Genomic DNA, 26141 nt, shown 5'->3' with positions numbered 1-26141 from the left:
GGTTATTCTCCTATCCTTTCGGCCTTGTCCAGGTGCTCTTGCAGAATCTGGTTCCACACCTTTTTTTGCCAGCCCAGCAGGTGGGCGTTTTCGTACCGGGCTTCCCAGGGAGTGTCTCCTGGAACGGCAAGCCACACCAGCTGGTTCTTGTTGGCCACCAGGCATGTGTCCAGGTTCAGCTGTTCGGCCTTTTCGTCTCGCCAGAGCTTCAGGGCGGCCAGCAGTTCCGAATGGGGAATGACCGCAGGGGGAGCCGACCTGGGGAGCTTTTCGGGCCATTCGCCCTCGGGAGTGTCAATCGCCTGCTGAAGCATGGCCATGAAGGAATCCAGCCGTTCTTCCCTGAAATTCCGGGGAAGTCTGGGGAGCCTTTCTTGTTTCAGGTCTGGGTAATCCCGCATCACGTGCCGGACAATGGAAAGCATGAGTTCGGCGGGCATGACCTTGTATGGAGGACGGTCCATGGCTTCGGCCTGTTTTTCGCGCCATTCCCACACATGCTTCAAAATATTCAGTCCCAAGGGCGGGAAAACGTTGGAACCGGGAATCCTCCAGGGGTCCTTTTTAGGGTGACCTTGTTCTTTGGAATGTTCTATTAGAGCGTCGCATTGCTCCATAAGCCATTGCAGGCGTCCAGTCTCTTGCAGTTTTCCGGCCAGGATGGCGCACAGCTCGTGCAGGTAAAAGGTATCGTGGATGGCGTATTCGCACATTTCCAGAGGTAGAGGCCGTATGGACCAGTCCGCCCGCTGGTTCTCTTTTTTCAGTTCGTCGCCAAAGTACTTGCGGACAAGGTCGGCAAGTCCTAGGTGTTCCTCGCCCAGGAACTTGGAAGCGAGCATGGTGTCAAAAATTTTCTTGGGAGAAAAACCGAAGGTCTGCCACAAAAGCCGCAGGTCGTAGTCCGCCCCGTGAAAAATCAGGGTCTGCATGGCCCTGGCCTTGAAAAGACGGGAAATATCCAGCCCGCAGAGGGGGTCCACTATATAGTGATGATCGCCAATGGTAATCTGTATCAGACAGAGTTTTGATTCGTAATGGTGCATGGAGTCGGCTTCGGTATCTACCGCCGCCATGTCGTAAAGTTCCAGGTCGGCCAGTAGGTTTGCGAGGCTGTCTTCGCTATCTACCAGTATGTATTTCTCGTCTTTGAGCATTGCAGGGTGAAATGTAACAAAAGACCACCTCTAAAAATTCATTTTCAAAAATTTGGCTGCAACACATCGCGCAGTTTCGTCACTCAAAGTGGCAAAGACCTCCAGTATTCATCACTTTTCGTTCCTGCCTGCGCTCGGTTTCGCTCAAATTCTTTTTATCAAAGCAATTTTTAGAGGTGGCCTAATAAAAATATACTACCTTTGTGCTCATGAAAAAAATTTCTCTCACGGGCATCAAGCCCACCGGCACGCCGCACTTAGGCAACTACCTGGGCGCCATCCGCCCCGCTCTTGAACTTTCGAAGACCTACGATACGGTCTATTTTATCGCCGACTACCACGCTCTCACCACCGTGCAGAACGGTGCCGAAATGCGTGCGAACATCTACAAGATTGCGGCAACCTGGCTTGCCCTTGGCCTGAACCCCGAAGAGGGCCTGTTCTACAAGCAGAGCGACATTCCCGAAATTTTTGAACTCAGCTGGGCGCTCAGCTGCTTTACGCCGAAGGGCTTTATGAACCGTGCCCACGCCTACAAGGCGAAGGTCGAGGCGAACAACGCCGCCGGTGAAGATCCGGATGCCAACGTGAACATGGGCCTTTACTGCTACCCGTGCCTGATGGACGCCGACATTTTGATGTTCAGCGCTGACATCGTGCCCGTGGGAAAGGACCAGAAGCAGCACGTGGAATTTGCCCGCGATATCGCCATCAAGTTCAACAAGCATTTTGGCGAAGACGTGTTCACCATTCCCGAACCCGTGTTCCAGGAAACCACGGGAATTATCCCGGGCCTCGACGGTCGCAAGATGAGTAAGTCGTACGACAACGTCATCGACATCTTCCTGGAAAGCAAGGCCTTGAAGAAGAAAATTGGCAAGATTGTGACGAATTCCCAGGGCATCGAAGAACCCAAGGATCCGGATACTTGCAACGTGTTCAAGTTGTACAAGCTGTTTGCAACGCCAGAACAGACCGAAGCCTTGGCTGCTCGCTACCGCGCAGGTGGCATGGGTTGGGGTCATGCGAAGCAGGAACTGCAGAATGTTCTCGAAGAACACCTGGGTGCCGCCCGCGAAAAGTACTTCTACTTGCTGAACCACACCGAAGAAATTGACAAGATTCTCGCGTACGGTAAGGAAAAAGCTCGCGTAAAATCCAAGGCGATGATGGAGAAGGTGCGTTCCCTGTTGGGAACTTACTAATTCGCCTATAAACTTCGCAATACGGCGTCACGAGAACTCTCGCTGTATTATTTTACAGCTTCGGTTCTCGTTCTTGGTCTTGCTTGTTTCTAGACGAATTTGACTGCTTGGGCTTTGATGAAGATTGCGACTTCTAAAAAATGCTTACCATGTAACCCATCCTCCAGGTGAGGGTGGGTTCGTCGTGTTTGCGGAAATGGTAGAGTGGGTAGCCCACCTGACTATAAAAGCCATAGAGGTGTGCTCGGATTTCTATGCCAATGTCTAGGGATTCCTCGTAATTGTAGGGGAAAACGAAGGTTTTTCCATTGGCTTCATTCAAAGCTTGATGCATTCCGTTTGGGGCCCGAGCATATTCGTAGCCTCCGGCAACACCCAAGTCCAGGTTGAAGGGCGTATCCCTAAAAATTGTCCAGGCGATGGTACCTCGCAGGCCGCACCAGAAGTCATTGTCGCCTTTGTGGACTCCCATGCCTTCTACATATAGAATGGCACTCTGGTACCCGAGGCCGAGAGTTGCCATGATTGGCGTTTGCCTGCCGATAGAGGCGCCCGCCATAGCGCGCAGGGGGGCATTTTCGGTTGAAATGTCCCCGAAAGAAAGTCCGGCGAGTAGGATTAGCGTAAATGCAATCCGCCGAATGGAACTCCCATAAAGCATACTCTAATAATAGTAAAGGTATTGCAAAATAGTGCAAAAGTTCTATCTTTCTATACATAGAGAGGAAATACCATGAAACTGAAATCTTTGATCTTGTTTGGTCTAGCCGCTTTGGCTTCTGCAACTACCGCCCATGCCGAAGGAGGCATGTTCGAAGGCGCCCTGCCCGAAAACTGGACCGCCGACGTGGTGGCCGGAGTCAAGTACACCCGTATGCAGTTTAGCAACTGGCAAGAAGACGGAACTTCCATGTACACTTGGTTGGTGACCTATTACGCCGATGTGCAGGGTAAGTGGTCCGTGGCCAATTGGCGTAACCTGATTGACCTGCAGTTGGGGCAGACTTGGACTGACGGTTTGGGTAAGCGTAAATCCGTAGATAAGATTTTCTGGGAATCCACCCTGGACTTCAACATGACGGAAATGCTCAAGCCCTATATTGGCGCCCGTTACGAGACCCAGTTCCTAAAGGGCTACACGTATAGCGAAGACGAAGAGACTGGCGATGAAATTAAGACCGCTGTTTCTTGCTTCATGGATCCGGCCTATCTGACTCAGATGGTTGGTATCGCTTTTATTCCCAACGACAACTTTAGCCAGCGCGTGGCCTTTGCAAACCGCATGACCATTTCTCACGGCTACGGCTATGCCGACGATCCGGATACCGAAGACGAAATCGAAGAGGTCAAGGACGAACCCGGTATGGAAACCATCACCGAGTTCAAGTACGCTCTCTCCGACATTGTGAGCTTCAAGACTCGCTTGTGGACCTTTACTAACTTCAAGGGCAAGGATGAAATTGACGCCAAGTGGGAAAATCTTCTGGCCGTGATTATCGCCCCGCTCATCGAACTCCAGGTTGGCTACGACATGGTGTACGACAAGGACCAAGACGTGGATGTCCAGTATAAGAACATGGTCCTGTTCGGAATCACCTGGCGTTGGTTCTAATAACGACCGTTCGCACTAGACTTTGGACACAAGTGCAGGGCTGGTGCTCACTCTCGTAAACACGCCTGGTTAATACCAGGCGCTTGTTGTTCGTTGAGACCGCCGCTTTTTTAGAAGGCTTCTCGCAGGTCTATGGTGAGTCCGATGTGCTTTCCGTCGATGAGGGAAATGTCTCCGCGGGCGTGGAGTTTTTCGCTCCTGTTTAGGGCCAGACGCCCTCCGAAACCTACGGAGTAGTGCATTTTCCGCTTGAGCATTTCGCTAAAATAGGGCCCGGACTGGAATGTTTCTCCGAAGATGGTTCCCGCAAGCCGCCAGAACAGGGGTCTCCGGAATTCCATCTGGAAAATCATGGCCTGGTTGTCGTTCCAGACCCCGCAATCCACACCGCGAAAACGGTCTGTACCGTCGGGACCGGCAAGGTAGCTTACCGGAATGTCGCTGCCCCTGCTTTGCTTGAAATAGGCTCCTAAGGCAAGGGATGTTTTCCAGAACAGTGGCGTGTAGAACCGAAGGTCCAGTTCTTCGGTATGGAAACGGAAGTTTCCGCCGTAAAAGATTTCTTCGAAGGCCGTATAGTAGCCTTTTGTAGGCCAGTTGTGGTTGTCTCGTTCGTCCAGGACCAGCCTGTAGCCGCCCCCCAAGAACCAGCCGTCTTCGCTCCCTTCCGGAATGATTTCGCCCAGCTTGTTCTTTCGGGTTTCGCCATCAAGAACGGGTCCGTAGCGGAAGGGCAGCCAGTCTGGAATGCCGAAACTCAGTTCAATGGGAACGTATCCGTTGAAATAGGTCCGTTCGTAGGTGCCGATGGCGTCAAAGTCTCCGCGGCTGCCTCGTTCAAAGAGGGAAGACTCCCATTTGTAAAGTCTGAATATGGAGGGAATGTGCACCTGGTCTGCCAAGAGCCAAAAATTAGGTGACAGACGGAAACCGTACTGGTTGCGGGTAGTGCCCAGGGCCACCAGGTCAATTGTGGAAACATGGCTGCTCCCTTCGAAGGGCTTGAAAAACAGCACCAACAGCCCGCCGTATTCCAGTTCCGTTTCTTCGGAGTAGGCGACTACAGGCATGACCGAGAACCGCTGGAAATGTTCCGGCGCACTTTCGTCTTGCGCTCGAGCAAAAATGCTGAGCAGCAGGCAGACCATAATGCCACGGATGAGCTTCATACCACACAAGTATAGAAAAGAATTTTGTTACATTTAGGGAGAAAACAGGTGCCGTGTCATTCTGAGCGGAGTGCGAAGCACGAAGTCGAAGAATCTACTAGATCTTTCGACTCTCCCTGTCGCCTGCAGCTCCAGGGTTCGCTCAAGATGACACTAGCGTAATTTCACACTTCACATTTCACACTACGAAGCGAAGCGAGCTAAATATGGCCGAACAAAACAAAGCAGAAAAATTCGTTTTCTACATGTACAAAATGACCAAGTCCTATCCGCCTAACAAAGAGGTGCTGAAGGACATTTCTTTGAGCTTCTACTATGGCGCAAAGATTGGTATTATCGGCCAGAACGGTGCCGGTAAGTCTACCTTGCTCCGCATCATGGCGGGCATCGACAAGGAATTCCAGGGAGAAGCCTGGATTGAACCGGGCCGCACCGCAGGCTACTTGCCGCAGGAACCGCAGCTTGACCCGAACTTGACTGTCAAGGAAAACGTGATGCAGGCTGTTGCTAAAAAGCAGGCCGTGCTCGACCGCTTCAACGAGATTTCCATGAAGTTTGCTGAACCGATGGAAGACGACGAGATGAACAAGCTCCTCGACGAACAGGCGAAACTTCAGGATATCATCGATGCTCAGGACTTGTGGAGCCTCGACCGCAATATCGAAATTGCGATGGACGCTCTCCGTTGCCCGCCGGGCGACTGGCCGGTGACGAACCTCTCCGGCGGTGAAAAGCGCCGCGTTGCTCTCTGCCGCCTGCTCCTTGAAGAACCGGATTTACTGCTCCTTGACGAACCGACGAACCATCTGGACGCCGAAACGGTCGCCTGGCTCGAACGCCACCTCCGCGAATACAAGGGCTCCGTGATTCTGGTGACCCACGACCGTTACTTCCTCGATAACGTAACGAACTGGATTCTGGAAATCGACCGCGGTCGCGGCATTCCTTGGGAAGGCAATTACGCCCAGTGGCTCGACCAGAAGCTTGAACGCATGAAGAACGAAGAAAAGGGCGAATCTGACCGTCAGAAACGTCTCGCTCGCGAACAGGAATGGGTCAAGCAGAGCCCGAAGGCACGCCAGGCCAAGAGCAAGGCCCGTCTCAAGGCTTACGAAGAACTCTTGGCCGAAGATTCCAAGGAACAAATTAAGGTCGCGCAGATCCACATTGCAAACGGCAAGCGCTTGGGCGATATCGTCATTCAGGCGGAACACCTGCAGAAGGCCTTTGGCGACAAGGTGCTGTTCGACGACTTGAACTTCAACCTGCCGCGTTCCGGCATCGTGGGCATTATCGGCCCGAACGGTGCAGGTAAGACGACGTTGTTCAAGATGATCATGGGCCAGGAAAAGCCCGATGGCGGTACGCTCAAGATTGGCGAGACTGTCGAAATCATCAGCATGGAACAGGGCCGCGATAGCCTCGATGACAGCAAGACCGTGTGGGAAGAAATCACTGGCGGGAACGATGAGATTATGGTGGGCGACCGCAAGATGAATGGCCGCGCCTACTGTGGACTCTTCAACTTCACGGGTGCTGCCCAGCAGAAAAAGCTGACGGCCCTTTCGGGTGGTGAACGCAACCGCGTGCTCATGGCGAAGAACCTGCAGAAACCGGGCAACCTCTTGTTCCTTGACGAACCGACGAACGACTTGGATATCGAAACGTTGCAGGCTCTGGAACAGGCAATCCTCAAGTTCGCAGGCTGCGCCGTGATTATCTCCCATGACCGCTGGTTCCTTGACCGTATCGCCACCCACATCCTCGCTTACGAAGGTGATTCCAAGGTGGTGTGGTTCGAAGGCAACTGGAGCGAATACGAAGCGGACCGTCGCAAGCGCCTCGGCGAAGATGCCGACAACCCGAAGCCGATTAGATATAAAACTCTGAAGAGGTAATGCATAGTGTGGAATGTGTAATGTGGAATGAGGGATAACCCATTTTACATTACACACTTCACATCACACATCGCGGCTTTGCCGCTCACATTTTTATGCTTCACGTTTTTAGACACGAAATCCGCCTGATATTCCGGGACCCGAAATTCTGGATTCCCTTCGTCATCCCGCCGGTGATTCTGGCGGCGAGCCAGGGGATTGCGGTCTCCCGCTATGGCGGGCAGATTATGGAGGGCATGGAAGGCTACATGATGCTTTTGCTGGGGTGCCTCATGGCGCCCATGGGCTCTCCCCTGGCCGGGGATTCCTTCGCGGGGGAGCGGGAGCGCAATTCCCTGGAACTGTTGCAGCTTTCTCCGATAAAGCCTTCGACACTTTTCTGGGGCAAGCTTCTGGCCATACTCCCTTTCCCGGTGGTGTTTTCCCTTTTGGCCCAGTCGGCCTACTGGCTTGCCCATCCGGATATTCCTGCGGTGGCCGCGGTGGCTTCTATCCTGGGGGCCCTTTCGGCGGTGCTTCTCACGACGGCGTTTTCCCTGATGCTCTCGCTTCGGGTGAAGACGGTGCGGGCAGCGGCCCACATTTCCCTGTTCCTGATTGTGCCGCTGCTTCTTCTGGTGCAGCTGTTCCACGAGGTGTTCTTGCAGGGACTGTTGTTGCCTGCGGTGACCTTGGCGGCTTCCGTCGTCTTGTGTGCGGTTTCCGTGAGCTTTGGGCTCCGGCGGTTCGTGTCCCTCTAGAGCGGTTTAGACGCCGTGGCGGCAGGCCCCGCCAATAGACCCGAGGGAAGCCCCCGAGTCCAATACGGGGGCGGGCCCACGACACGGGGCAAACATACAAAACGCTTTTATTTTTCTTCGCGTTAGAAAAATGTAAGCGAAATGTAGATAAATTCATGGGATTCATTTCTAACTTTGGGGCCGAAATCCATAAAACAGAGAAGGTCCCCTCATGAAACTCACCAAAATTGTTGGCCTAATGGGCGCATTTTCGTCCCTGGCTCTGGCTAGCGGTCTGAATACCAACACCAACCAGTCCGCGGCTTACCTGCGTAACGTGGCCCGCTATGCCACTACCGAGGCGGACGCTCCCTACTACAACCCCGCCGGTACAGCCTTCATGACCGACGGATTCCATATTTCTCTCAACTCCCAGGCCTTCTGGCAGAGCCGTAACACCTATACGGAATCCCCGCTGTTTGGTGGGGAGAAAAAGTTCCGCGGCAAGGCCCAGATTCCGGCCATGCCCAGCGCCATGGTGACCTGGCATCGCGGCAACCTGGCCCTTTCGGGCTATTTCGGGATTACCGGTGGCGGTGGCGCCCTGAACTACAAGGACGGATTCCCCTCCTTTGACGTGGCCGTGGCCCAGATTCCCGGCATGCTGACCCAGAACGGTCTCGAAACGACGGATCACGAGGCGGACATTTCCTTGACGGGAACCTCCTACATATTCGGTTTTGCCCTGGGCGCCTCTTACCGTATCGTGGACTTTGCCTCCATCTATTTGGGAGCCCGCTTTAACTACGCCTACAACCACTACGAAGGCGAACTGAAGAATATCAAGGTGAACCCGAAGAACGAGATTCTCGGGCTGGACGGCAGCATGGTGGAGGCCGCCTCTACTTTCAATAATATTGCGGATTACCTGGCCGGGAAGGCAGGGGAGGCCGCCGGTGCCGCCGAGCAGTATGCCGCCGCCGCCGAAAAGTACGCCGCCGCTGGTGACAAGGCTTCTGCCGCCCAGAGCAAGGCCGCCGCCGAACAGTACGGCGCCCAGGCCGAAGAACTCATGATCAAGTCCAAGACTTTGGAGGCCGTGGCCGCCCAGGTTTCCGACAAGGAACTGGACGTGGAACAGACCGGCTACGGCATTACCCCCATCGCGGCCCTCGCCATCAACTACAAGCGCCTCTCCTTTGGTCTGCGCTTTGAATACAACACTTCCATCGAGATGGAGAATGACACCAAGGTGAACCAGGTGGGCATTGACAGCTACGATGACGGCGTCAAGAGCGACAACGACATTCCCGCCTCCATCTACGCGGGCCTTACCTACTCCCTGCTGGACAACCTGCGCTTGAGCCTGGGTTATGGCCATTGGTTCGACTCCAAGGCGAACCTCCCCGGTAAGCAGGAAAAGTATGCTGACGATACCGACGAGTTCCTCTACGGCGTGGAAGTGGATTTCTTGACCCGCTGGACATTGAGCGGTGGCGTGCAGGTGACCCGCTACAACCTCTCCGACGAATACCTGAGCGAGATGAGCATCATTCTGGACAATACCACCTTCGGTTTCGGCCTTGCCTTCAGGGCTACCGACTGGCTCAAGTTCAACCTGGGCTATTTCCATTCCCTGTATAAGGACTGGGAAGAAGACGTGGAATACGGCAAGAACACCTACAAGCGTGAAAGCCGCGGCGTGGGCGTAGGTATCGACCTGGATATTTAATTTCTTGGGGCTTGCCCCCGGATTTTACCCCAACTGTCACCCCGGCAACGATGCCGGGGTCGTTTTTTTAGGTCTTTCTCTGTATCTAATGTGTATTCAGCCTACATTTGTAAATCTTTCTCAACAAAAAAACAACGTAAGGCTTATGTGGTATTGACTACAGGGCCTCCAGAATATATATTTGTATAAGATAAAACCCGCTTGGAGGTCTTTTTTTATGTCAAACCGAATTGTAAACAGAAAAAATACAATTGCGTTAGCTTCGGCGGTCTGTGCCGCCAGCATTGGTCTGTTTGGTTGTGGAAGTGATTCCAAGGGCAGCGGCCCTAACGCCCAGGGAGATGTCTGCACTGTTGACAAGAATGGAAACACCCTCACCGTGAAAAACGATGTGAACGGGGTAGTTACTACCACCATTTACGAATTTGGTGACGACGGCAATATGGCTTCCCAGTCCACCGTTACCGACGTGGGGGCTGGCGGAGAATCTGCCTGCAATGCCATGAATGTGGAAGGTGTCTCCGAGGCCAGCTTTGAAGGCGGCAAGTGCACCGTGAAGACGACGGCTGGGCTTATGCCTGGATCCATCGACCAGCTGGAACAGGCCCAGCAGAAGGCCTGCGATGCCGCAAACGAGGCGGTAAAGCCGGCAAGTACCGATTCTGGAAATAAAAACCCCTTTGCCAAGAGCAGCAATTCTAGCGGGAACGGGGGAACAGGTGCAGACGACATTTGCTCCGTTACCAAGACGGGTACGACGGTTACGATAAAGGAGAATGTAGAGGGCGAAAGCTACACAACCGTATTTGTCTTTGCCGGTGGCGAGCTGACCTCGGTGGTTTCTACGGCTGACTTGTCGGCCATTGGGGACGATGTTACGGCCGAAGCGGTTTGCAACGCCTATGCCAAGGGAGGCGCTACCGCCAAGTACGACAAGGGCAAATGCACCGTTACTGAAGATGTTGAAATTTTTGGAGCGGCGACCTTGGACGAAGTTTACGAGGACAATGTAGAGACTTGCAACGAAGCGAAGGCCGCCGCCAACCCCGCAAATGGCGGCGACGAAGGCACCACGCCCGGTTCTTCGGACTCTGGCAGCACAACCAAGACCTCCAGCAATTCCGGCAATAAAGAGAAGGTTGTTACCTTTGCGGACGGAATCATTTGGCAACCTTCTTACGAGTCTCGTGCTCAGACCTTCTTCGGTGATGTCAATGAATACAACTTCTTTGAAGAAAGCGCGGTGACCGGGGATAGTTCCGGCTGGTGGTTCAAGTATTTGGATGATGCAGATTTTGGCGCTTCCACCGCGGTAGGCGTTTTTGGTTCCTCTTCGCTGGACCTGAGCATCACTCTGAAATATATCGGTTGGCACAAGGCTAGTGATGGTCTCTATTACTACAATGCGCCGGACCCCTATCCCTATGCAGGTTTTGGATTCAAGTGGTCTAAAGACGGTTCAACTGTAGATTTGTCCGGTTGGACTGGCATATGCGTAACTTACCAGTCTACCAAGCCTTTTGAAATTGCTTTGCCAGCCACAGGCGATGGTGGGATGGCGTACTATTATCCGGCGAGCTCGGCGACTTCCCCAAAAACAGTTGATATCGCTTTCCCCACTAGCTTGACTCGTTCGCAATATGCGAAAACATCCTTGACAAAGGCGGAAGCGCTGAAAAACGTGGAGGCTCTGCATTTCAAGTACACCAATGACGAAGCCAACGTTGAATGCGATTACGAGTATTATGCTCCTTCAGAATGCGCGCTTTATGTGTCTTCTCCGACCAATACCATCAAGATCTACAAGATCGGAAAATATGGAACTTGCAACAGCGGCTCTGGGACGGTTCTGTAGTTTGAAGAGAAAAGTATAAGGAGAAGGCCCCCGCGGTAAGCGGGGGCCTTCGTTTTAGGGTAGTTATAAGCCGGGTTCTGTACCCTTTGATGTAATCTCGGGGCGATGACCATCTCTCTGGACGTATCGTTACCGACCGCCTCAAGCGACCTACCCGGATATCCAACAGCCGCGGGCCGCAGCCGGTCCTTGCGGACGGAATCCTGCTTGGTCTTGCACCGGATGAGGTTTACCGTGCCATCCCTGTCACCAGGAATGCGGTGAGCTCTTACCTCGCCCTTTCACCCTTACCTTGCCCGAGCTTGCGCCCGAACCTGGCGGTTTGCTTTCTGTTGCACTGTCTGTCGCGTTTCCGCGCCTGGACGTTATCCAGCATCCTGCCCTGTGGTGCCCGGACTTTCCTCCAGCATCGCTGCCGGCGGTCATCCGCTACCCGGGGTAAATATAGGAATTTTATTTCCTTGCGTCACCGGTGGAGCAGAAACAGACGGCGGTTATCAAGATGACCAAAGCGCAAAAAGACATAACGAACCTCTCTTTTCTTTACTCCTTAAATCTACATTAAAATTAGTGACAGAAAATGACTTTTTTGAGGTGGTGCGGAAAGAGACGCGACGCACGAGGGGGTAGGCGAAGACTACAGGCTTCGCCGAGGGGGAGGCTTCCCCCCTTGTATTTGGAATAGAGATTGCCTCGCTCCTGCGGACCTCGCAAAGACAATTCCGAATCCCGCATTAGTTTTCTTGCCTCATCAGCCCGAGTCTAGAACATCGAGCGGATCCTCGCCTGCGCGAGGATGACATTCCTCGAACATCACATTCCACACCACACATTCCACATTTCATATTTCCCTATCCCCTAGATCCTATCCCCTAACCCCTATTTTCTATATTGTCCCCGTCATGCGGATTTTGCCCTTTATCGTCTGTGCCCTCGCGGTCTCGGTTTTTGCCGAGGGCGTGTCCGGCGCACCTGCCGCTAACGCTGCAGCCGCTGATTCTACGGCGCCTTTTAGGGTAGATAAAATCCGCTACCACATCGGTGACGCCTTCGACGATTCCAAGTACCACACCAAGTACGACAAGTGGGCCTACGACCTGCTGAACGTGATCCATATCGAGACCCGGGAGGCCACGGTCCGCAAGTTACTGCTGTTCAACGAGGGCGATGTGGTGGACCTGAACCTGATGCTGGAATCGGAACGGTTCTTGCGGGACCAGAACTTCCTTTCGGACGCCAGTATCCAGGTGAGTGGCCAGGGTGACTCCACCTTCGTGGATGTTTACACCAGCGACAACTGGACCCTGACGCTGCCTTTCAGCATTGGTTTTTCGGGCAGCGAATGGAGTTACGACAACCTGAACTACGGAATCGGCATCCAGGAGAGCAACTTCCTCGGTCTGGGGCAGAAGGTGGGCTTTTACTACGGCCATGACGAATTCCGCGACATGTGGCAGGCGGAGTATTCCGACCCGCACTTCCTTTTCCGCTACAACCACCTGGATGTGCTCTACAGTTACAATACCGACGGCTACCTGGCCAGCTGGCAGATGTACGTGCCTTTCTTGAGTCGGGGCGTGAACCAGTGGGCCTATACCTTGGCGGGTCTCAAAAACAAGCGGTTTGCCTATTATTATGGAAGCGGGGACTTGCCTCGGGGCTCTGTGGCAAGATTCTCAACCTATCTGCTTACCACGCCTCACATATATGTGTATGAGCTTGGCGTGGCCGATGGCGGCTTCGTCCAGTCCAGTGCGGATGAGACCGTTGCGAAAAACGGCACGGATGTGGCACTGAACGAAAAAACGTATCGGGAGGGAATTCTTACAAAGGATACCCTGGAATACAACGGCGAGGAGACGGTGAAGCTTTTGAAGGTGGAAGACTTTATCGAGGATTCCCTGAGTTTTAGGTTCAGCCGTTCCTTTGGGGGGAGTCTCCGCAAGTTCTACCTGGGGGCAACTTACGATTACCATCGGGAGACAGCAGAAGAGGGGCGCCTGTACCGCTACCTGTTCACCCATAACGACCAGACCTATGTCATCGATTCCGGTGCGGCGTGGGATTTGTGGCTGCCAAGGCGCAAGGATTCCCGCCTGGGCGCCTACGTGATGTATTCCAACCTGCGTTACGAGAAGGTGAAGAACCTGCACAATGCCAAGTGGACCGAAGATGTGGACAAGGGCTATTCCCTGAAGGCGCAAATCTCCAAGAACTACGAACAGCTGGGTTCCGACAACAACGATATCCGTCTGGACTTTTGGACCAACCTTTACTTGGGCAGCGGCTGGAACCACCTGAACCTGAAAACCCAGATGTATTTTTACCTGGACCACGGGGAACGCAGGGATTTCTACGGCCGTGTTGATGGTGAATACATTTTCCACCCCAGCAATTCTTTCTCTACGGCCTTGCGGGGCTTGGTGGATGTGTACGAAGACGCCCGCCTGGGTTACCAGCTTTCGCTGGGTGGCTCCGACGGATTTGTTGGGTTCCCTACGGGTTACTATACGGGTCAGGCCAGGGTTTACGGCAGCATCGAGCCCAGGTATTTCTTCGACTTTGAAATCGCGACCTTGGTGCCTGTGGTGGTGGCCTTTGCGTCTGTGGGGGAGACCGCCTGGGAACTGGAAGATATCAACCGCAAGGACTTGATTTACGTGCTGGGAGCGGGTATCCGTTTTATCCAGACCAAGTCCATCAGCAGGCTGGTGAACAAGCTGGACGTGAGTTTCCCCATGAACGGGGAGCGGAAGGGCATGCCCCATTTTTCTGTGACTACCAGTTACAGCCTGTGACGGATGGATTTTTGAGAGGTTGTTTTGGCTGACGAGACGAAAGAGATTGTAGAAAACAAGGTGCGCAAGATCAAGAACATGATTTTGCGGGTGGAAATCGTCATCGGCGTCATCGCCATGATTTTTGGCATAGGCCTTACGGTCCTGGTGTGGGGCGAAGGATTTTTCCCGGGTGCTCTGATGCTCATTATGACCGGGCTTATCAACATTTTTTTGGCGGTGAAGGAACTGCTGGACCCGACAGACGGCATCTTCCACTGGCAACCGCTATTCTTTATGATTGTGCGCCGGGCCATGTTTTTCTTGAACGTGGTGCTTACGGCCCTTGTTTTCGGGACCATGACCCAGTTGTTGGGGTAGGCTAGCCGCAGGTGCACGGTCAGTGCACGCCGTCTTCGTTGACTACGGGCTTTTCGGCGTACCAGGCCTGGATTTTTTCCTTGGCGTTGTCGTCGAAGACAGATTCTTCCTTCAGGATGTTGGCGGCGGTTTCAAGGGTCTGTGAAATCAGTTCCTGGTCTTCTATCCAGTCGAACCAGCGGAACACCCAGGCGCCGCTCTGTTCGTTTCCTTCCAGGTTGCCAGCCCCGCGGGTCTGCAAGTCCAGCTCCGCAATCTCGAATCCGTCTTCGGTGGCGGCGAAGTTGGAAAGCCGCTCCATGCTGGTGTCTGCCGTTTCGCCTTCGGGCTGCATCAAGAAGCACCAGGCTTCTTGATTGCCGCGACCCACGCGGCCCCGCAGCTGGTGCAGCTGCGACAGCCCGAAGCGGTCCGGCTGGTCGATGACCATCAGGTTTGCCGCAGGCACGTTCACGCCAACCTCGATGACGGTAGTGGCCACCAGAATGTGGATCTGTCCTGTCGCAAAGCGGGCGATGATGGCGTCCCTTTCGGATTCGTCCATCTGGCCGTGGACGCCCTCTACCACCAGGGGCGCACCGTTTGTTCCGGCGTTTGCTGTTGCGCCGTTTATGCCTGCCGCAAAATTCCGGAGTTCCGCGACAATCTCGTCCACGCTGCGGATACTCCTTTCTCCGGTTGGTGAGCTTGCCGAACCATCGCCGGATTCCACGCGGCTCGCAATCCAGTAGCAGAGGTTTCCTTTCAAGGCTTCGCCGCAGATGAAACGCTTCATGTCGTCGCGCTTGCTTGCCGAGACAAGCCTTGTCTTGATGGGCTTGCGTCCTGCGGGTTTTTCCTTGATGGAAATGACCTTCAGGTCGCCGTACAGCGTCATGGCGAGACTTCTCGGGATGGGCGTGGCGCTCATGACCAGCATGTCGGGGTAGTCCCCCTTGGAAAGTAGCGCTTCCCGCTGGCCTACGCCAAAGCGGTGCTGCTCGTCGATGATGACAAAGCCCAGCTTGGAAAATGTCACGTCCTTGCTGTAGAGGGCGTGGGTCCCGATGACCGCGTTGCAGAGCCCCATCTGGAGTTCTCCCAAGATTTGCTTGCGTTCGGCGGCGCCGGTGGCGCCCACCAAAAGTTGCACTCGGAGCCCTGCCGCCTCGAAGAAGGGCTTTAACGACTTGTAGTGTTGCCGTGCCAGAATGTCGGTAGGCACCATCAGGGCGCATTGCTCGCCGGAGCCGCATACCGCCATCATGGCCAGCATGGCCACAACGGTCTTGCCGCAGCCTACGTCTCCCTGCAGCAGGGCGTGGAACTGCTTTTTCCCGTTGAGTCCGTCGATGATGGTGTTGAGGGCGCTCTCTTGCCCGCCTGTCAGCTGGAAGGGGAGGGCTGCCCGGATTTTCATGACGGTGCCCAGGTCGATCTGCCGCTCGTGCCCACGGAGCCGTTGGTTTTCACGACGTTTCACCATGCGGAGGCAGAAGGGGAGCAACTCCAGGATTTTCATTTCCCGCTTGGCCTTGTAGATGGCGGGGAATTCCTTTGGCAGGTGTAGCGTCCGCAGGTTCTCCATGACGGGGGCAAAGCGAAGGTAGTCCGTCAGTTCCCTGGGGCAGAGTCCCGGCAGGGTAAGTCCCGGGAACTTGAAAATGGTCTTGTACAGTCCTCGAAAGAATTTCTGTTCCATCCGGGCTTCCCGACAGGCTTCGCTGATGGAATACACCGGCAGGATTGCGCCACTGAATTCCTGGTCGTCGTCAAAGGGCTGCATGTCGGGGTGGCTCATCTGCAGCCCGCGGTATTCGCCTACCGCTCCCGAAACCAGCCACTTGGAGCCGTTCTGGATGCGCTTTGCCCAATAGCTCGTGCCCTGGAAGAACAGGAGGCTCATTTCGCCGGTGCCGTCGGTAAGGGTGGCAACAAAGCGGTTCCTGCGGCCGCGGATAATTCCCGACCGGACGACGGTGCCGATAAGAACCGCCCGCTCTCCGGCCTTGCAGTCCTTGATGGCGGTAACCTTGGTCTGGTCCAGGTAGTTGCGGGGGACGTTGTAGAGCAGGTCTGCGATGCTGTTGAAGCCCGCCTTGCGGAGGGCCTGGACGCGTTTGGGACCCAGTCCCGGTAACTGAGAGAGTTCCATGGGCTAATCCGGAAGGCGCTCGCCTTTTTCCGCACGTTCCTTGGCCTTTTGGCGTGCGGTTTTTCCTACCAGGTTGGTCTTTTTCCAGGTGAACAGCTTTACGGGCTTGCCGTTTTCGTCGTACATCTTGATTCCCTTGGTGTCGATGGCGGCTACCAGGGCGTTGAACTTTTCGATGATGTTTACCAGCTGGTCCACGGCCTGCTTGGTGGTGAGAAGCTCGTTCATGGAGGGGGAATTTTCTATTTCGGTAATGACCTGGCTGGCCTTTTCCGTGCCCTGGTTCAGGGCGTAGATGATTTCGTTTGCCTTCTGGATTTTTTCGTTGGTCACGGCGGTGACGAATTTCACGGCGGAATCCGCCTGGCCTGTCAGGTTGATCAGGTATTCGGAGGCCACGTTGGTCTGGTCAAACAGCTGGTTCAGCTTCGGGTTCAGGGCGTTCAGGGTGTTCTCGGAATTCGTGATGATTCCTTCCAGGGTGCCCATGACCTTTTCGTAAATTTTCTGTGCCGAAGGGTGCTTGCGGTCTCCCTTGGTGATAGTCCGTATCATCATGCGGACGCTGGCCAGTTGCTGGTTCACGTTTTCCATGAGCCGAAGCGCTTCGGCAATACCCGGTTCGAAATGCCCCTGGTGGATGTGTCCCTGGGGGAGTACCTTTCCTGTGGGGGAAAGGGTGATTTCTAGGCGGCGTTGCCCCATCAGGGCGTAGTTCACGTTGTTGAACTGGGTTCCTTCGCGAATCGTCAGGGGTTCGTCAAAGTTGATGACGACCCGTGCACGGTCCCCAAGCCACTTGACCTGGTTGATGACACCCACCCTGTAGCCTCGGACAACCACCACGTCTTCGGTTTGTAGGGAACCCAGCTCGTCGAAATCTACGATGGCCCAATGGCTCTCTTTGTGGTGGGCCCTGAACATGCCAAGGGCAATAAGTCCGATGATGCCTATAATGGCAAGCATGGAAATGTAGCCTATGGCCCTGTCGGAAAGATGCATGTTCCGAATATAGAAAACGAAAAAAATCTTGACTTTGGAGCGTTTTGAAAATATATTGGAATGCGGAGGTTCTTGTAATGAGAAAAAGTTTGAGTGTCCTGCTTGTAGCTGGGGCCATTGCCGTGTGTGCAGAGGCCGAAGAGGCTACCGATGTTTTCGGTTTCCAGAAATTTTTCAAGACCAAGGAAGGCTCCTATTCCTGGGATTCCAGGCATTGGGCCAATGGAAAAGCTCGTTCCCTTGCCAACTGGGCGGGCGATGCTCAGGATCCTACCCAGTGGACAGATGACCGCAGTTCCGATGGGGGAGGTTTCTATGTAGATGGTCAGGGAACCATGCAAATGCTGGGTAGCGGCCCACGTTTCCATATCAACGGACAACAGAGTTGGGCAGACCACAAGCAAAAATTCTTGAATGTGGAATATACGGGCTACTTCAAGCGCGATGCTCTGGGTGGAAAAGATTATGGTGGCATGGTGGTGGGAGTGCGCAGCGGCGCCCTGGGGCATGGCTCCACTGGTGGAAACGATTGTGATGCTCACACCTATTACGCAAGGTTCAGGAACGACGGCAAGTGGGATTTCGAGAAGGAATGGAGGCATCCGGGAAGCTACTACAGGAGCGGAACCGGAGTTGGACACCAAGACCCGTTGTGGGGTAGTGCCGTCTTGCCGGTGGGCAAGTGGATAGGCATGAAATACGTTGTCTATAACAAGGATGCTTCTACGGTGCGTCTGGAACTCTATATCGATTCAACCACTAACGCTACTCCACCGGGCAAGTGGGAACTGGTGGGCGTTGCCGAAGATTCGGGAGCGGACTGGTCCGGGGCGTCTTACGGTACGGCGACCATTGACGGCTGCAGTTATACAGATGCCAAGGCGGCCATCCTGCAGGCCGGGGACGCTATTATCATGCGTAGCGACAACGACCACCCGTATTACAAGTATGTGTCCGTCCGTGAAATTGACCCGACGGCACCCCTTGATGGTGAAACCGATGTGGGCGGAAGTTCGTCTTCGAGCCTGGGACTAGTTAGCTCGTCTTCAAATTCAGGACCTAGCAGTTCGACGGCAAATCCTGGATGGAGTAGTTCTAGCGGGGAGACTGCTCCGGCGGCTATCCGGCGGACTTACCGCCCATCTCCGGAAAACGTGCCGGTCCGGCATTTCGACCTGCTGGGCCGCCCGGCGGAGAAAGACATTCCGCAACGAATTTACGTGAAATAACTCTATAAAAAATGTGGGATAAAAGCGTCATTCCGGCCTCCGAGCCGGAATCTAAATTCTATATTTTCCTTGTCTAAATTTTTCCTAAAAGGACAAAAAAATGGCTAAGAAAGAATCCAAGAAAAAAGTGGTCCTCGCCTATAGCGGTGGACTCGATACGAGTATCATCATTCCCTGGCTCAAGGAAAACTACGACTGCGAAGTGATCGCTTTCGCCGCCGACCTCGGTCAGAACGACTTCCCGGACGCTAAGGCCCTCGAAGACAAGGCTTTGAAGACCGGTGCCAGCAAGTGCTACGTTCTCGACCTCAAGAAGGAATTCCTCGAAGACTACGTTTGGCCCACCGTCCGTGCCGGTGCAAAGTACGAAAGCACCTACCTCCTGGGTACTTCTTTCGCCCGTCCGCTCATCGCCAAGTACCAGGTGAAGATTGCCGAAAAGGAAGGCGCCTACGCTGTGGCTCACGGTGCTACCGGTAAGGGTAACGACCAGGTCCGTTTCGAACTGACCTACGCCGCCTTGAACCCGAAGCTGGAAGTCATCGCTCCGTGGAAGGACCCCAAGTGGCACTTCCACAGCCGCGAAGACGCTATCGACTACGCCGCCGCCCACAAGATTCCGCTGAACGGCATCAGCAAGAAGAAGATTTACTCCGAAGACGGCAACCTGTGGCACCTCTCTCACGAAGGTGGTGTCCTGGAATTCCCGGAACAGGAACACAAGTACGAATTCCTCAAGCACACCGCTACCTACGAGAAGGCCCCGAACAAGGCCGACCACGTGACGATTACCTTCGAAAAGGGTAATCCGGTTGCTATCAACGGCAAGAAGATGGGAGCCGTGGAACTTCTCGAGTTCCTGAACAAGATTGGCGGCAAGAACGCTTGCGGTCTGTTGGACATCGTCGAAAACCGCCTCGTTGGCCTCAAGAGCCGCGGCGTGTACGAAACTCCGGGTGGCACGCTCCTGTACAAGGCTCACGAATGCCTTGAACAGCTCGTGCTCGACAAGGAAACTTTGTTCGAAGCCCAGAAGATGTCTATGACATACGCGAACCTCGTGTACAATGGCCAGTGGTTCACTCCGCTCCGCCAGGCTATGGACGCCTTCTTCGCTGAAGTGAACAAGGTTGTTACCGGTGACGTGACCCTCAAGCTCTACAAGGGCAATATCATCCCGGCCGGCATCAAGAGCCCCTACAGCCTCTACGACATGGGCCTCGGCGGATTCACCGATGTTGACATGTACGACCAGAAGGACGCAACGGGCTTCATCCGCTGCTTCGGCCTGCCTCTCAAGACCCGTGCTCTCTTGCTCGGCAAGAAGACCAACGTGGACTTTGGCAAGCCGGTGGTGCTCCCGAAGAAGTAGTCGGTTCGTCCCGATTGTCATCCCCGTGTAGGCGGGGATCTCCTATAAAAATCCTCGACTTCACAAATGTGGGCCGGGGATTTTTTGTATCTTTTTTACGTATGAATATCCGCGTTCCTTTTATTGCGTTGGCGCTCCTGATAGGTGCGTCTTTTGCTGACGATCCTCGTTTTGAACAGGGTGCCCGATTCCTCGCCCAGGGTGAATACGAAAAGGCCCTCGGTGAATACCGTGCGGTCCTCGCTGAACAGCCTCAGAATTCCGACGCCTACTTTGCCGCCGCCGAAGTCTATATCAAGATGCCCAAGCCCGACTACAGCAGGGCTTTGGCCAATTACCGCCTGGCCTACAAGTTCACGCCGACTATGAGTGCCGCCTACGAAGGTGCGGCGAAAGTTTATGAAAAGCTGGGCCAAAAGGCCAAGGCCGAAGCCGAGCTTGCAAAGGACCCGAAGAACAGGCCCCCTGAGCCTGTAGTGACGGAATCGGTTGCAGAACAGGCCGCCGCACCTGCTGCTCCTGCCGCGACCGCGCCGGAACAGCCCGCTCCTGCCGCAACGGCGCAGACATCTGAACAAGCCCCTGCACCGGTACAGGAGGCTGCTCCCCAGGCCGCTCCTGCTGCTGAACAGCCCGCACAGGCAACTCCTGCACCTCAACCTGCTCCCGCACAGACCGTTGCTGCTGAGCCTGCCCAGCAGGCTCCTGTACAAGCCACTCCGGCAACGCAAACTGCCGCTCCCGAAGCCGCACAGGCTGCGTCTGCACAACCAGCCGCATCGGCTCCTGCTGCCGAGACTCCTGCCGCAAATTCCGACGATCCTTTTGAAAAGGGCAAGGCTTTTCTTGCTCAGGGTAAGTACGAAGATGCCGCCAAGATGTGGCGTGAAGTGCTGAAAAAGACTCCGGGGCACGTGGGTGCCTACTATTACGCCGGCGTTACCCGCCTAAAGATGGGAGAATACGACAAGGCAGAATTCAACTTGAACAAGGGCAAGGAGTACAAGGACGGTGCTGCCGATGTCCACTACTATATGTCCCTTATTTACAAGGCCCAGAACAAGACGGATTTGGAAAAGAAGTCCTTGGCGGCCTACATCAAGAAGGCTGGCCCTAACGGTGAGTTCCGCAAGGCCGTAGAAGCTCGCTTGGCCGAAATGAAAAATGCTCCTGCTGATTCTACGGCCCCTGCCGGTCAGGAAGTGTCTGCAGCGCCGGAAACGGCACCTGCAGCTACGGCCCAGAAAATCGCTCCGGCTCCGGCCAAGGCCTATTCTATCGCCCGAGCCAACGACCTTTTCAAGTCGGGCAGTTTCGAAGAAGCCCTGCAGGTTTACAAGGTAATGCTTGAAACGGAACTTTCTCCCGAAGACCGCTATTTTGCCCTGCTCCAAATGGGTAACATTTATCGCGAACTTCGCGATTTCCACAGTGCCGCTTCCCGCTACCGCGAAGTGGTGCAGCAATATCCCGACTCCGACTGGGCGACAGAGGCGCAGCGCGCTTTGGAAGATGCCGTGTGGCTTGAGAACCACAAGAGTGAACTCCCGCGTCGCAAGCGGTAGTTTTGCTTTTGTTTTTTTTGCTTTGTAAAAATCTTTTCTCTTTGAAAAAAGTTTATTCGTAGGTATATTTTACATACCTAGGGCTTTGTTGGGTTGGGTAAACGAGGTCTGGTATGTTGTTTGTAGTTCTACTGGCTGCCATCGCGGTGTCCCTTTCCTTTGCAGAGCCACCTGCTAATTTCGGTGGTTGGGAAAAGGTGTTCGAAGATAACTTCGACGGGACTTCTCTCGACAAGAGCAAGTGGAACCCGACCTACAATTGGGGCCCCACCCACAACCACCGTGCCTACTGTGCCGAAGAAAATGTCATTGTCTCCGATGGCACCCTGAAACTCAAGGGTGAAAAGAAAACCCATCCCGATGCCAACGGCCGCAAGGCTAAATTTAACAACAAAGAAATCCCGGTAGATTACACTTCGGGGGCTATCGACACCAGGGGGCATTTCGAGGTCAAGTACGGCTACATCGAGGGCCGTTTCAAGGCTCCGTCGCAAAAAGGGACCTGGCCTGCTTTTTGGACTTTGCAAGACGGATGGCCTCCGGAGATTGACATTCTGGAAATTCCGGCATCTCGCAAGCAGCACCATTACTATCTGCACTATACGGATTCCAGTTGGTACAGCGGCCACGGTTCGGCTTGGGATCACGAGGCCTCCTTTGGTGGACACAAGGACGATGATGTGGACCGCTCCGCAGATTTTCACAATTACGGCGTAGAGTGGGACGAATCTACCCTCAGCTTTTACTTTGATGACAAGAGGTTTGCCAGTTACAACCGCCCGACCGAAATCAGCCAGCTTACGGCGCAGTACATCATTGTAAACTTGTCCATTGGGGGCTGGGCGGGCGACGACATCGAAATTACGGCGGACAAGCCCGCCTACTTCGAAGCGGACTGGATTCGCGTGTGGCAGGCGAAACCCGCCAAGCCCGATACGGTGAAGATTTTCTCCATGAACTTTGGCACCTGCATGGTTCGCACGTCAGAAAATAAATTAGCTCTGGGGGACTGCGATAGCGACAGTGCCTTGGTGGTGGTAACGCCTCTTTCTTCGACAACTTTCCGTTTCGGTTTCGGAGACCTTTCCATTGATGTTCCCAATGAATCGAAAGATGCGGGTGTCACCATGGGGCTCTACCAGTGGAACGGCGGTGCCCATCAGAAGGTGATTATGGAAAAGCAGGCGGGCTATGAGGGAACCGTGGTGCGCATGAAAATGCAGAACAGCAACATGTACCTGCGTGCTACAACTGATGGCGAACGGGTAGTGCAGAGTTGGGCCGACGATTGGGAATGGAACCAGATGTGGAGAATTTTGCCCCAGGAAACCCAGGAACCCGACAGTCCTGATGGACCGGAGGCTCTAGCATCTGACCCAAATGCGTATTCTTATGGAACATCTATTCGTTACACAAATGGCAATCTGTCTGTAGAATTGGGCAATGCTTTTAGCAGGGGTGCCGAAATCCGCGTTTTAAATTTAAGGGGACGCGAGGTGATGCGACAACGGGTTGTGCATAGTACGACCATAGATGTACAGGACCTTGCCTCGGGCGTTTACCACGTGGTGGTTTCCGACGGCAAGAACCGCACGGATATAAAGCGGTTCAAGAAATAACTGTTACGAACGTTGTCAAGAAAATAAAACGTCATGGCGTGCTCAGACACGCCATCTAGCATGATATAGACTGATTTTACACCACCTGAACGAGCAGTCCCTTTAGGTACTGCCCTTCGGGGAAAGCCGTATTCACGGGGTGGTCGGCGGGTTGGCCGAAACGTTCAATGATTTGAACGCGCCGATGTGCATCGGCGGCGGCATCGGCGATAATCTTCTGGAACAGGTCCATCTCCATAAGGCCCGAACAGCTAAACGTTGCCAGCATGCCGCCCTCGGCCAACAGTTTCATGGCGAGCAGGTTGATGTCCTTGTAGCCCCGGGCGCCCTTCTGCAGGTTGTCCTTGCTTTCCACGAACTTGGGCGGGTCCAGCACGATGAGGTCGAAAGTTTCGGCCTTGTCGCGGCACTTGCGCAGGTACTGGAAAACATCCGCTTCTACGTGGGTGGCATGTGCGGTGCTGAGCTTGTTTCGCATGATGCCTTCTTTCGCAAGCTTCAGGGCGTCCTTGGAAACGTCCACCTGGTAAACTTTTTCGCAACCGCCGCGGAGAGCGTAAAGTCCGAAACCGCCAGTATAGCAGAAGCAGTTCAGGACCTTCTTTCCCTTGGAAAGTTCACCGATGCGGCGGCGGGCATCCCGCTGGTCTAGGTAATAACCGGTCTTGTGTCCGTTTTTGACGTCGATGGGGAAGAAGATTCCGTTTTCGTTGATGATTACAGGTTCGTCGCTCACTTCGCCGTAGACTACACCTGTGCGCAGTGGCAGGCCTTCTTTTTTGCGCACGTCGGAATCGCAGCGCTCATAGATGCCCTTGCAGTGGGTCTTTTCGGCCAGCAGTTCGTAAATCGTTTCCCGGTGGACTTCGGCACCGGCGGCCAAGATTTCGACAGAATAGATGTCGGCGTACTTGTCGATGATGCAGCCCGGAATGCCGTCGTTTTCGGCGTTGATCAGGCGGAAGGCGCTTTCTTTGTCTTCGATGTCAAAACCGCGACTCTTGCGGGCGGCGATGGCCCGGTCCAGAATATCGCTGAAGAATTCCCGATCGATGTTCGCTTTCTCGCCAAACGTCCAGAAACGCCCACGGATCTGGGATTTGGGCGAATACGCTGCAAGCCCCAAGAAGTCGCTCTTGAAGCTATAAACCTCTACTGTCTCGCCAAGTTCAGGGTCTCCGATAACTTCGTCGATAGCTCCGCTAAAAATCCACGGGTGGTAACGGAGAGCGGACTTTTCGCGTCCGGCCTTCAGGGTAATGGCTTTCATGGTTCGGCTCCAATTTTTTCTAGCGTGACTTCGCGGCTTGTTTCGGAGAGAATTTCAATCTTGATGATGTGGGTAATGCCCGCTGTGTTCTCTTCCAGGCGTTCGGGCCATTCGATAAGGGTGATTCCCTTTCCCAGGTAGTCGGGTTCCAGGCCCACTTCGCAGATGTCTGTGCCCGGTTCCAGGCGGTAAAGGTCGTAGTGGAAAATGGGCGGGTCGTTGGGGTATTCGTGGAGCAGGGTGTAGGTGGGGGAGCACACGTTCCCGTCAAAGCCAAGCCCCTTGCACACGCCCCGGCTGATGACGGTCTTGCCTGCCCCCAGGTTGCCATACAGCGCCACCATGTCGCCCGGTTTCAGGGTTTTCCCGAAACCGACCGCCCAGTCGTATGTCTCTTGTTCGCTGTTGAATACCATTCTAACGCCTACAGCTTTTCCTTGAACTGCTGGTAGGTAAACCTGTGCAACAGGTGGAACTTTCCTTCCTTGTCGAACATGCCGATGTCCGGGTGACGCACGCCATTGAAGAAGGTGGTCTTCACCATGGTGTAGTGGATCATGTCTTCGAAGATAATCCGGTCACCGACTTTTAGGGGCTTGTCAAAGGAGAAATCCCCAAGCTGGTCGCCGGCAAGGCAGGTGCCGCCTGTTATCTTGTATGTAAACTGCTTTTCGCCGGGCATTCCCGCTCCGGTAATGGTGGGCCGGTAGGGCATTTCCAGGCAGTCGGGCATGTGGGCGCTGATAGACACGTTCAGCACGGCGATGTCCATCTCGTTGTGGACAATGTCTTCTACCGTGGCCACCAGTTCGCCGGTCTGCCAACCTACGGCCTCTCCCGGTTCCAGGATGACCTGCAGGTGGGGGTAGCGGCTTCGGAAATCTTTCAGAATCTGTACCAGCTGTTCCCGGTGGTAGTCCTTGCGGGTAATGTGGTGGCCGCCTCCGAAGTTCACCCATTTCATCTGGGCCAGGAACTTTCCGAACTTCGCTTCAAAAGCCTTCAGCACTCCATCCAGGGCGTCGGCGTCCTGTTCGCACAGGGCGTGAAAGTGCAGACCCTCGATACCGTCCAACAGTTCCGGCTTGAATTCACGTTCGGTAACGCCCAGCCTGGAAAACTTTCCGCAGGGGTTGTAGATGTCGGTTTCTACGGTAGAAAATTCCGGATTCACCCGGATGCCGGCGCTGACACCCGCTGCTAAGGTCTTGTCCTTGAACCGCATCCACTGGCTAAAGCTGTTGAAGGTGATGTGGTCAGCAAGGCTCAATATCTGGTCGATTTCGTCGTCGGCATAGACCGGCGCGAACACGTGGACCTGCTTGTTCATCTCTTCGCGGGCAAGTCTCGCCTCGTTCAGGCTGGAGGCGGTGGCTCCCGGAAGGTATTCGGCGATAATGGGGAAGGAGCGCCAGAAACTGTAGCCCTTCAGGGCGCAGATGATA

Annotated in this window: 20 protein-coding genes and 1 other RNA gene; 12 read left to right on the top strand and 9 right to left on the bottom strand. The window is 54.4% G+C overall.

Annotated elements, in window-relative coordinates; all coding sequences use genetic code 11:
* Positions 1-2 precede the first annotated feature (2 nt).
* Complete coding sequence (locus IKB43_12270; protein ID MBR2470897.1) at positions 3-1157, bottom strand: HRDC domain-containing protein; 1155 nt, start codon at positions 1155-1157, stop codon at positions 3-5.
* A gap of 209 nt (positions 1158-1366) precedes the next feature.
* Between IKB43_12270 and IKB43_12265 the strand changes: the two genes are divergently transcribed.
* Complete coding sequence (locus tag IKB43_12265) at positions 1367-2362, top strand: tryptophan--tRNA ligase (protein ID MBR2470896.1); 996 nt, start codon at positions 1367-1369, stop codon at positions 2360-2362.
* Positions 2363-2495: 133 nt separating this feature from the next.
* Here the strand turns inward: IKB43_12265 and IKB43_12260 are convergent, their stop codons facing one another.
* The gene (locus IKB43_12260) at positions 2496-3023 is read right to left on the bottom strand and encodes a hypothetical protein (GenBank protein ID MBR2470895.1); all 528 of its coding nucleotides are present in this window, start codon (positions 3021-3023) and stop codon (positions 2496-2498) included.
* Positions 3024-3095: 72 nt separating this feature from the next.
* On the opposite strand from IKB43_12260, the gene IKB43_12255 reads away from it, so the two are divergent.
* Complete coding sequence (locus tag IKB43_12255) at positions 3096-3974, top strand: DUF3078 domain-containing protein (protein MBR2470894.1); 879 nt, start codon at positions 3096-3098, stop codon at positions 3972-3974.
* 110 nt (positions 3975-4084) lie between these two features.
* Here the strand turns inward: IKB43_12255 and IKB43_12250 are convergent, their stop codons facing one another.
* A complete protein-coding gene (locus IKB43_12250; GenBank protein ID MBR2470893.1) occupies positions 4085-5143 on the bottom strand; it encodes a hypothetical protein in 1059 nt (352 codons plus the stop codon).
* A gap of 206 nt (positions 5144-5349) precedes the next feature.
* On the opposite strand from IKB43_12250, the gene ettA reads away from it, so the two are divergent.
* The 4 genes from ettA to IKB43_12230 all read left to right on the top strand — a co-directional run bounded on the left by ettA (position 5350) and on the right by IKB43_12230 (position 11347).
* A complete protein-coding gene (gene ettA / locus IKB43_12245) occupies positions 5350-7041 on the top strand; it encodes an energy-dependent translational throttle protein EttA (protein ID MBR2470892.1) in 1692 nt (563 codons plus the stop codon).
* Positions 7042-7136: 95 nt separating this feature from the next.
* Positions 7137-7781, top strand: coding sequence for an ABC transporter permease (locus IKB43_12240; protein ID MBR2470891.1), 645 nt, complete (start codon positions 7137-7139; stop codon positions 7779-7781).
* Positions 7782-7992: 211 nt separating this feature from the next.
* A complete protein-coding gene (locus tag IKB43_12235) occupies positions 7993-9492 on the top strand; it encodes a hypothetical protein (protein ID MBR2470890.1) in 1500 nt (499 codons plus the stop codon).
* Positions 9493-9709: 217 nt separating this feature from the next.
* Positions 9710-11347 carry a hypothetical protein gene (locus IKB43_12230; protein ID MBR2470889.1) on the top strand — a complete coding sequence of 546 codons (1638 nt, stop codon included), beginning with the start codon at positions 9710-9712 and terminating at the stop codon, positions 11345-11347.
* Between the two features lie 53 nt (positions 11348-11400).
* Here the strand turns inward: IKB43_12230 and rnpB are convergent.
* An RNA gene (gene rnpB / locus IKB43_12225) (RNase P RNA component class A) lies at positions 11401-11782 on the bottom strand.
* Positions 11783-12249: 467 nt separating this feature from the next.
* On the opposite strand from rnpB, the gene IKB43_12220 reads away from it, so the two are divergent.
* On the top strand, positions 12250-14145 hold the full coding sequence (locus IKB43_12220; protein MBR2470888.1) for a hypothetical protein: 1896 nt from the start codon (positions 12250-12252) through the stop codon (positions 14143-14145).
* Positions 14146-14169: 24 nt separating this feature from the next.
* Entirely contained in the window at positions 14170-14505 is a 336-nt protein-coding gene (locus IKB43_12215) for a hypothetical protein (protein MBR2470887.1), read from the top strand.
* Between the two features lie 19 nt (positions 14506-14524).
* On the opposite strand, the gene IKB43_12210 is transcribed toward IKB43_12215, so the two are convergent.
* Positions 14525-16639: an ATP-dependent DNA helicase RecG gene (locus tag IKB43_12210; protein ID MBR2470886.1), complete on the bottom strand. Its 2115-nt coding sequence runs from the start codon at positions 16637-16639 to the stop codon at positions 14525-14527.
* Between the two features lie 3 nt (positions 16640-16642).
* Positions 16643-17641, bottom strand: coding sequence for a mammalian cell entry protein (locus IKB43_12205; protein MBR2470885.1), 999 nt, complete (start codon positions 17639-17641; stop codon positions 16643-16645).
* Between the two features lie 77 nt (positions 17642-17718).
* Between IKB43_12205 and IKB43_12200 the strand changes: the two genes are divergently transcribed.
* The 4 genes from IKB43_12200 (at position 17719) to IKB43_12185 (ending at position 23426) form a co-directional block, all read left to right on the top strand.
* Positions 17719-18870: a hypothetical protein gene (locus IKB43_12200; protein MBR2470884.1), complete on the top strand. Its 1152-nt coding sequence runs from the start codon at positions 17719-17721 to the stop codon at positions 18868-18870.
* 100 nt (positions 18871-18970) lie between these two features.
* Complete coding sequence (locus IKB43_12195) at positions 18971-20242, top strand: argininosuccinate synthase (protein MBR2470883.1); 1272 nt, start codon at positions 18971-18973, stop codon at positions 20240-20242.
* Between the two features lie 101 nt (positions 20243-20343).
* Complete coding sequence (locus IKB43_12190; GenBank protein ID MBR2470882.1) at positions 20344-21807, top strand: tetratricopeptide repeat protein; 1464 nt, start codon at positions 20344-20346, stop codon at positions 21805-21807.
* A 113-nt stretch (positions 21808-21920) separates the two neighbouring features.
* Positions 21921-23426: a family 16 glycosylhydrolase gene (locus IKB43_12185; protein ID MBR2470881.1), complete on the top strand. Its 1506-nt coding sequence runs from the start codon at positions 21921-21923 to the stop codon at positions 23424-23426.
* A gap of 76 nt (positions 23427-23502) precedes the next feature.
* Here IKB43_12185 and IKB43_12180 read toward each other — a convergent pair whose 3' ends face one another.
* The 3 genes from IKB43_12180 to nspC form a co-directional block, all read right to left on the bottom strand.
* Positions 23503-24696, bottom strand: a complete 1194-nt coding sequence (locus tag IKB43_12180; protein MBR2470880.1) for a class I SAM-dependent rRNA methyltransferase — start codon at positions 24694-24696, stop codon at positions 23503-23505.
* The gene (gene tsaE, locus IKB43_12175; GenBank protein MBR2470879.1) at positions 24693-25112 is read right to left on the bottom strand and encodes a tRNA (adenosine(37)-N6)-threonylcarbamoyltransferase complex ATPase subunit type 1 TsaE; all 420 of its coding nucleotides are present in this window, start codon (positions 25110-25112) and stop codon (positions 24693-24695) included. Before tsaE ends, IKB43_12180 begins: the two co-directional genes overlap by 4 nt.
* A gap of 8 nt (positions 25113-25120) precedes the next feature.
* The coding region (nspC, locus tag IKB43_12170) for a carboxynorspermidine decarboxylase (GenBank protein MBR2470878.1) at positions 25121-26141 on the bottom strand (1021 nt) is incomplete at its 5' end.

Source organism: Fibrobacter sp. (genome assembly GCA_017503015.1).
In the GTDB taxonomy this organism is placed as follows: domain Bacteria; phylum Fibrobacterota; class Fibrobacteria; order Fibrobacterales; family Fibrobacteraceae; genus Fibrobacter.
This window is presented reverse-complemented; position numbering and strand designations above follow the sequence as displayed.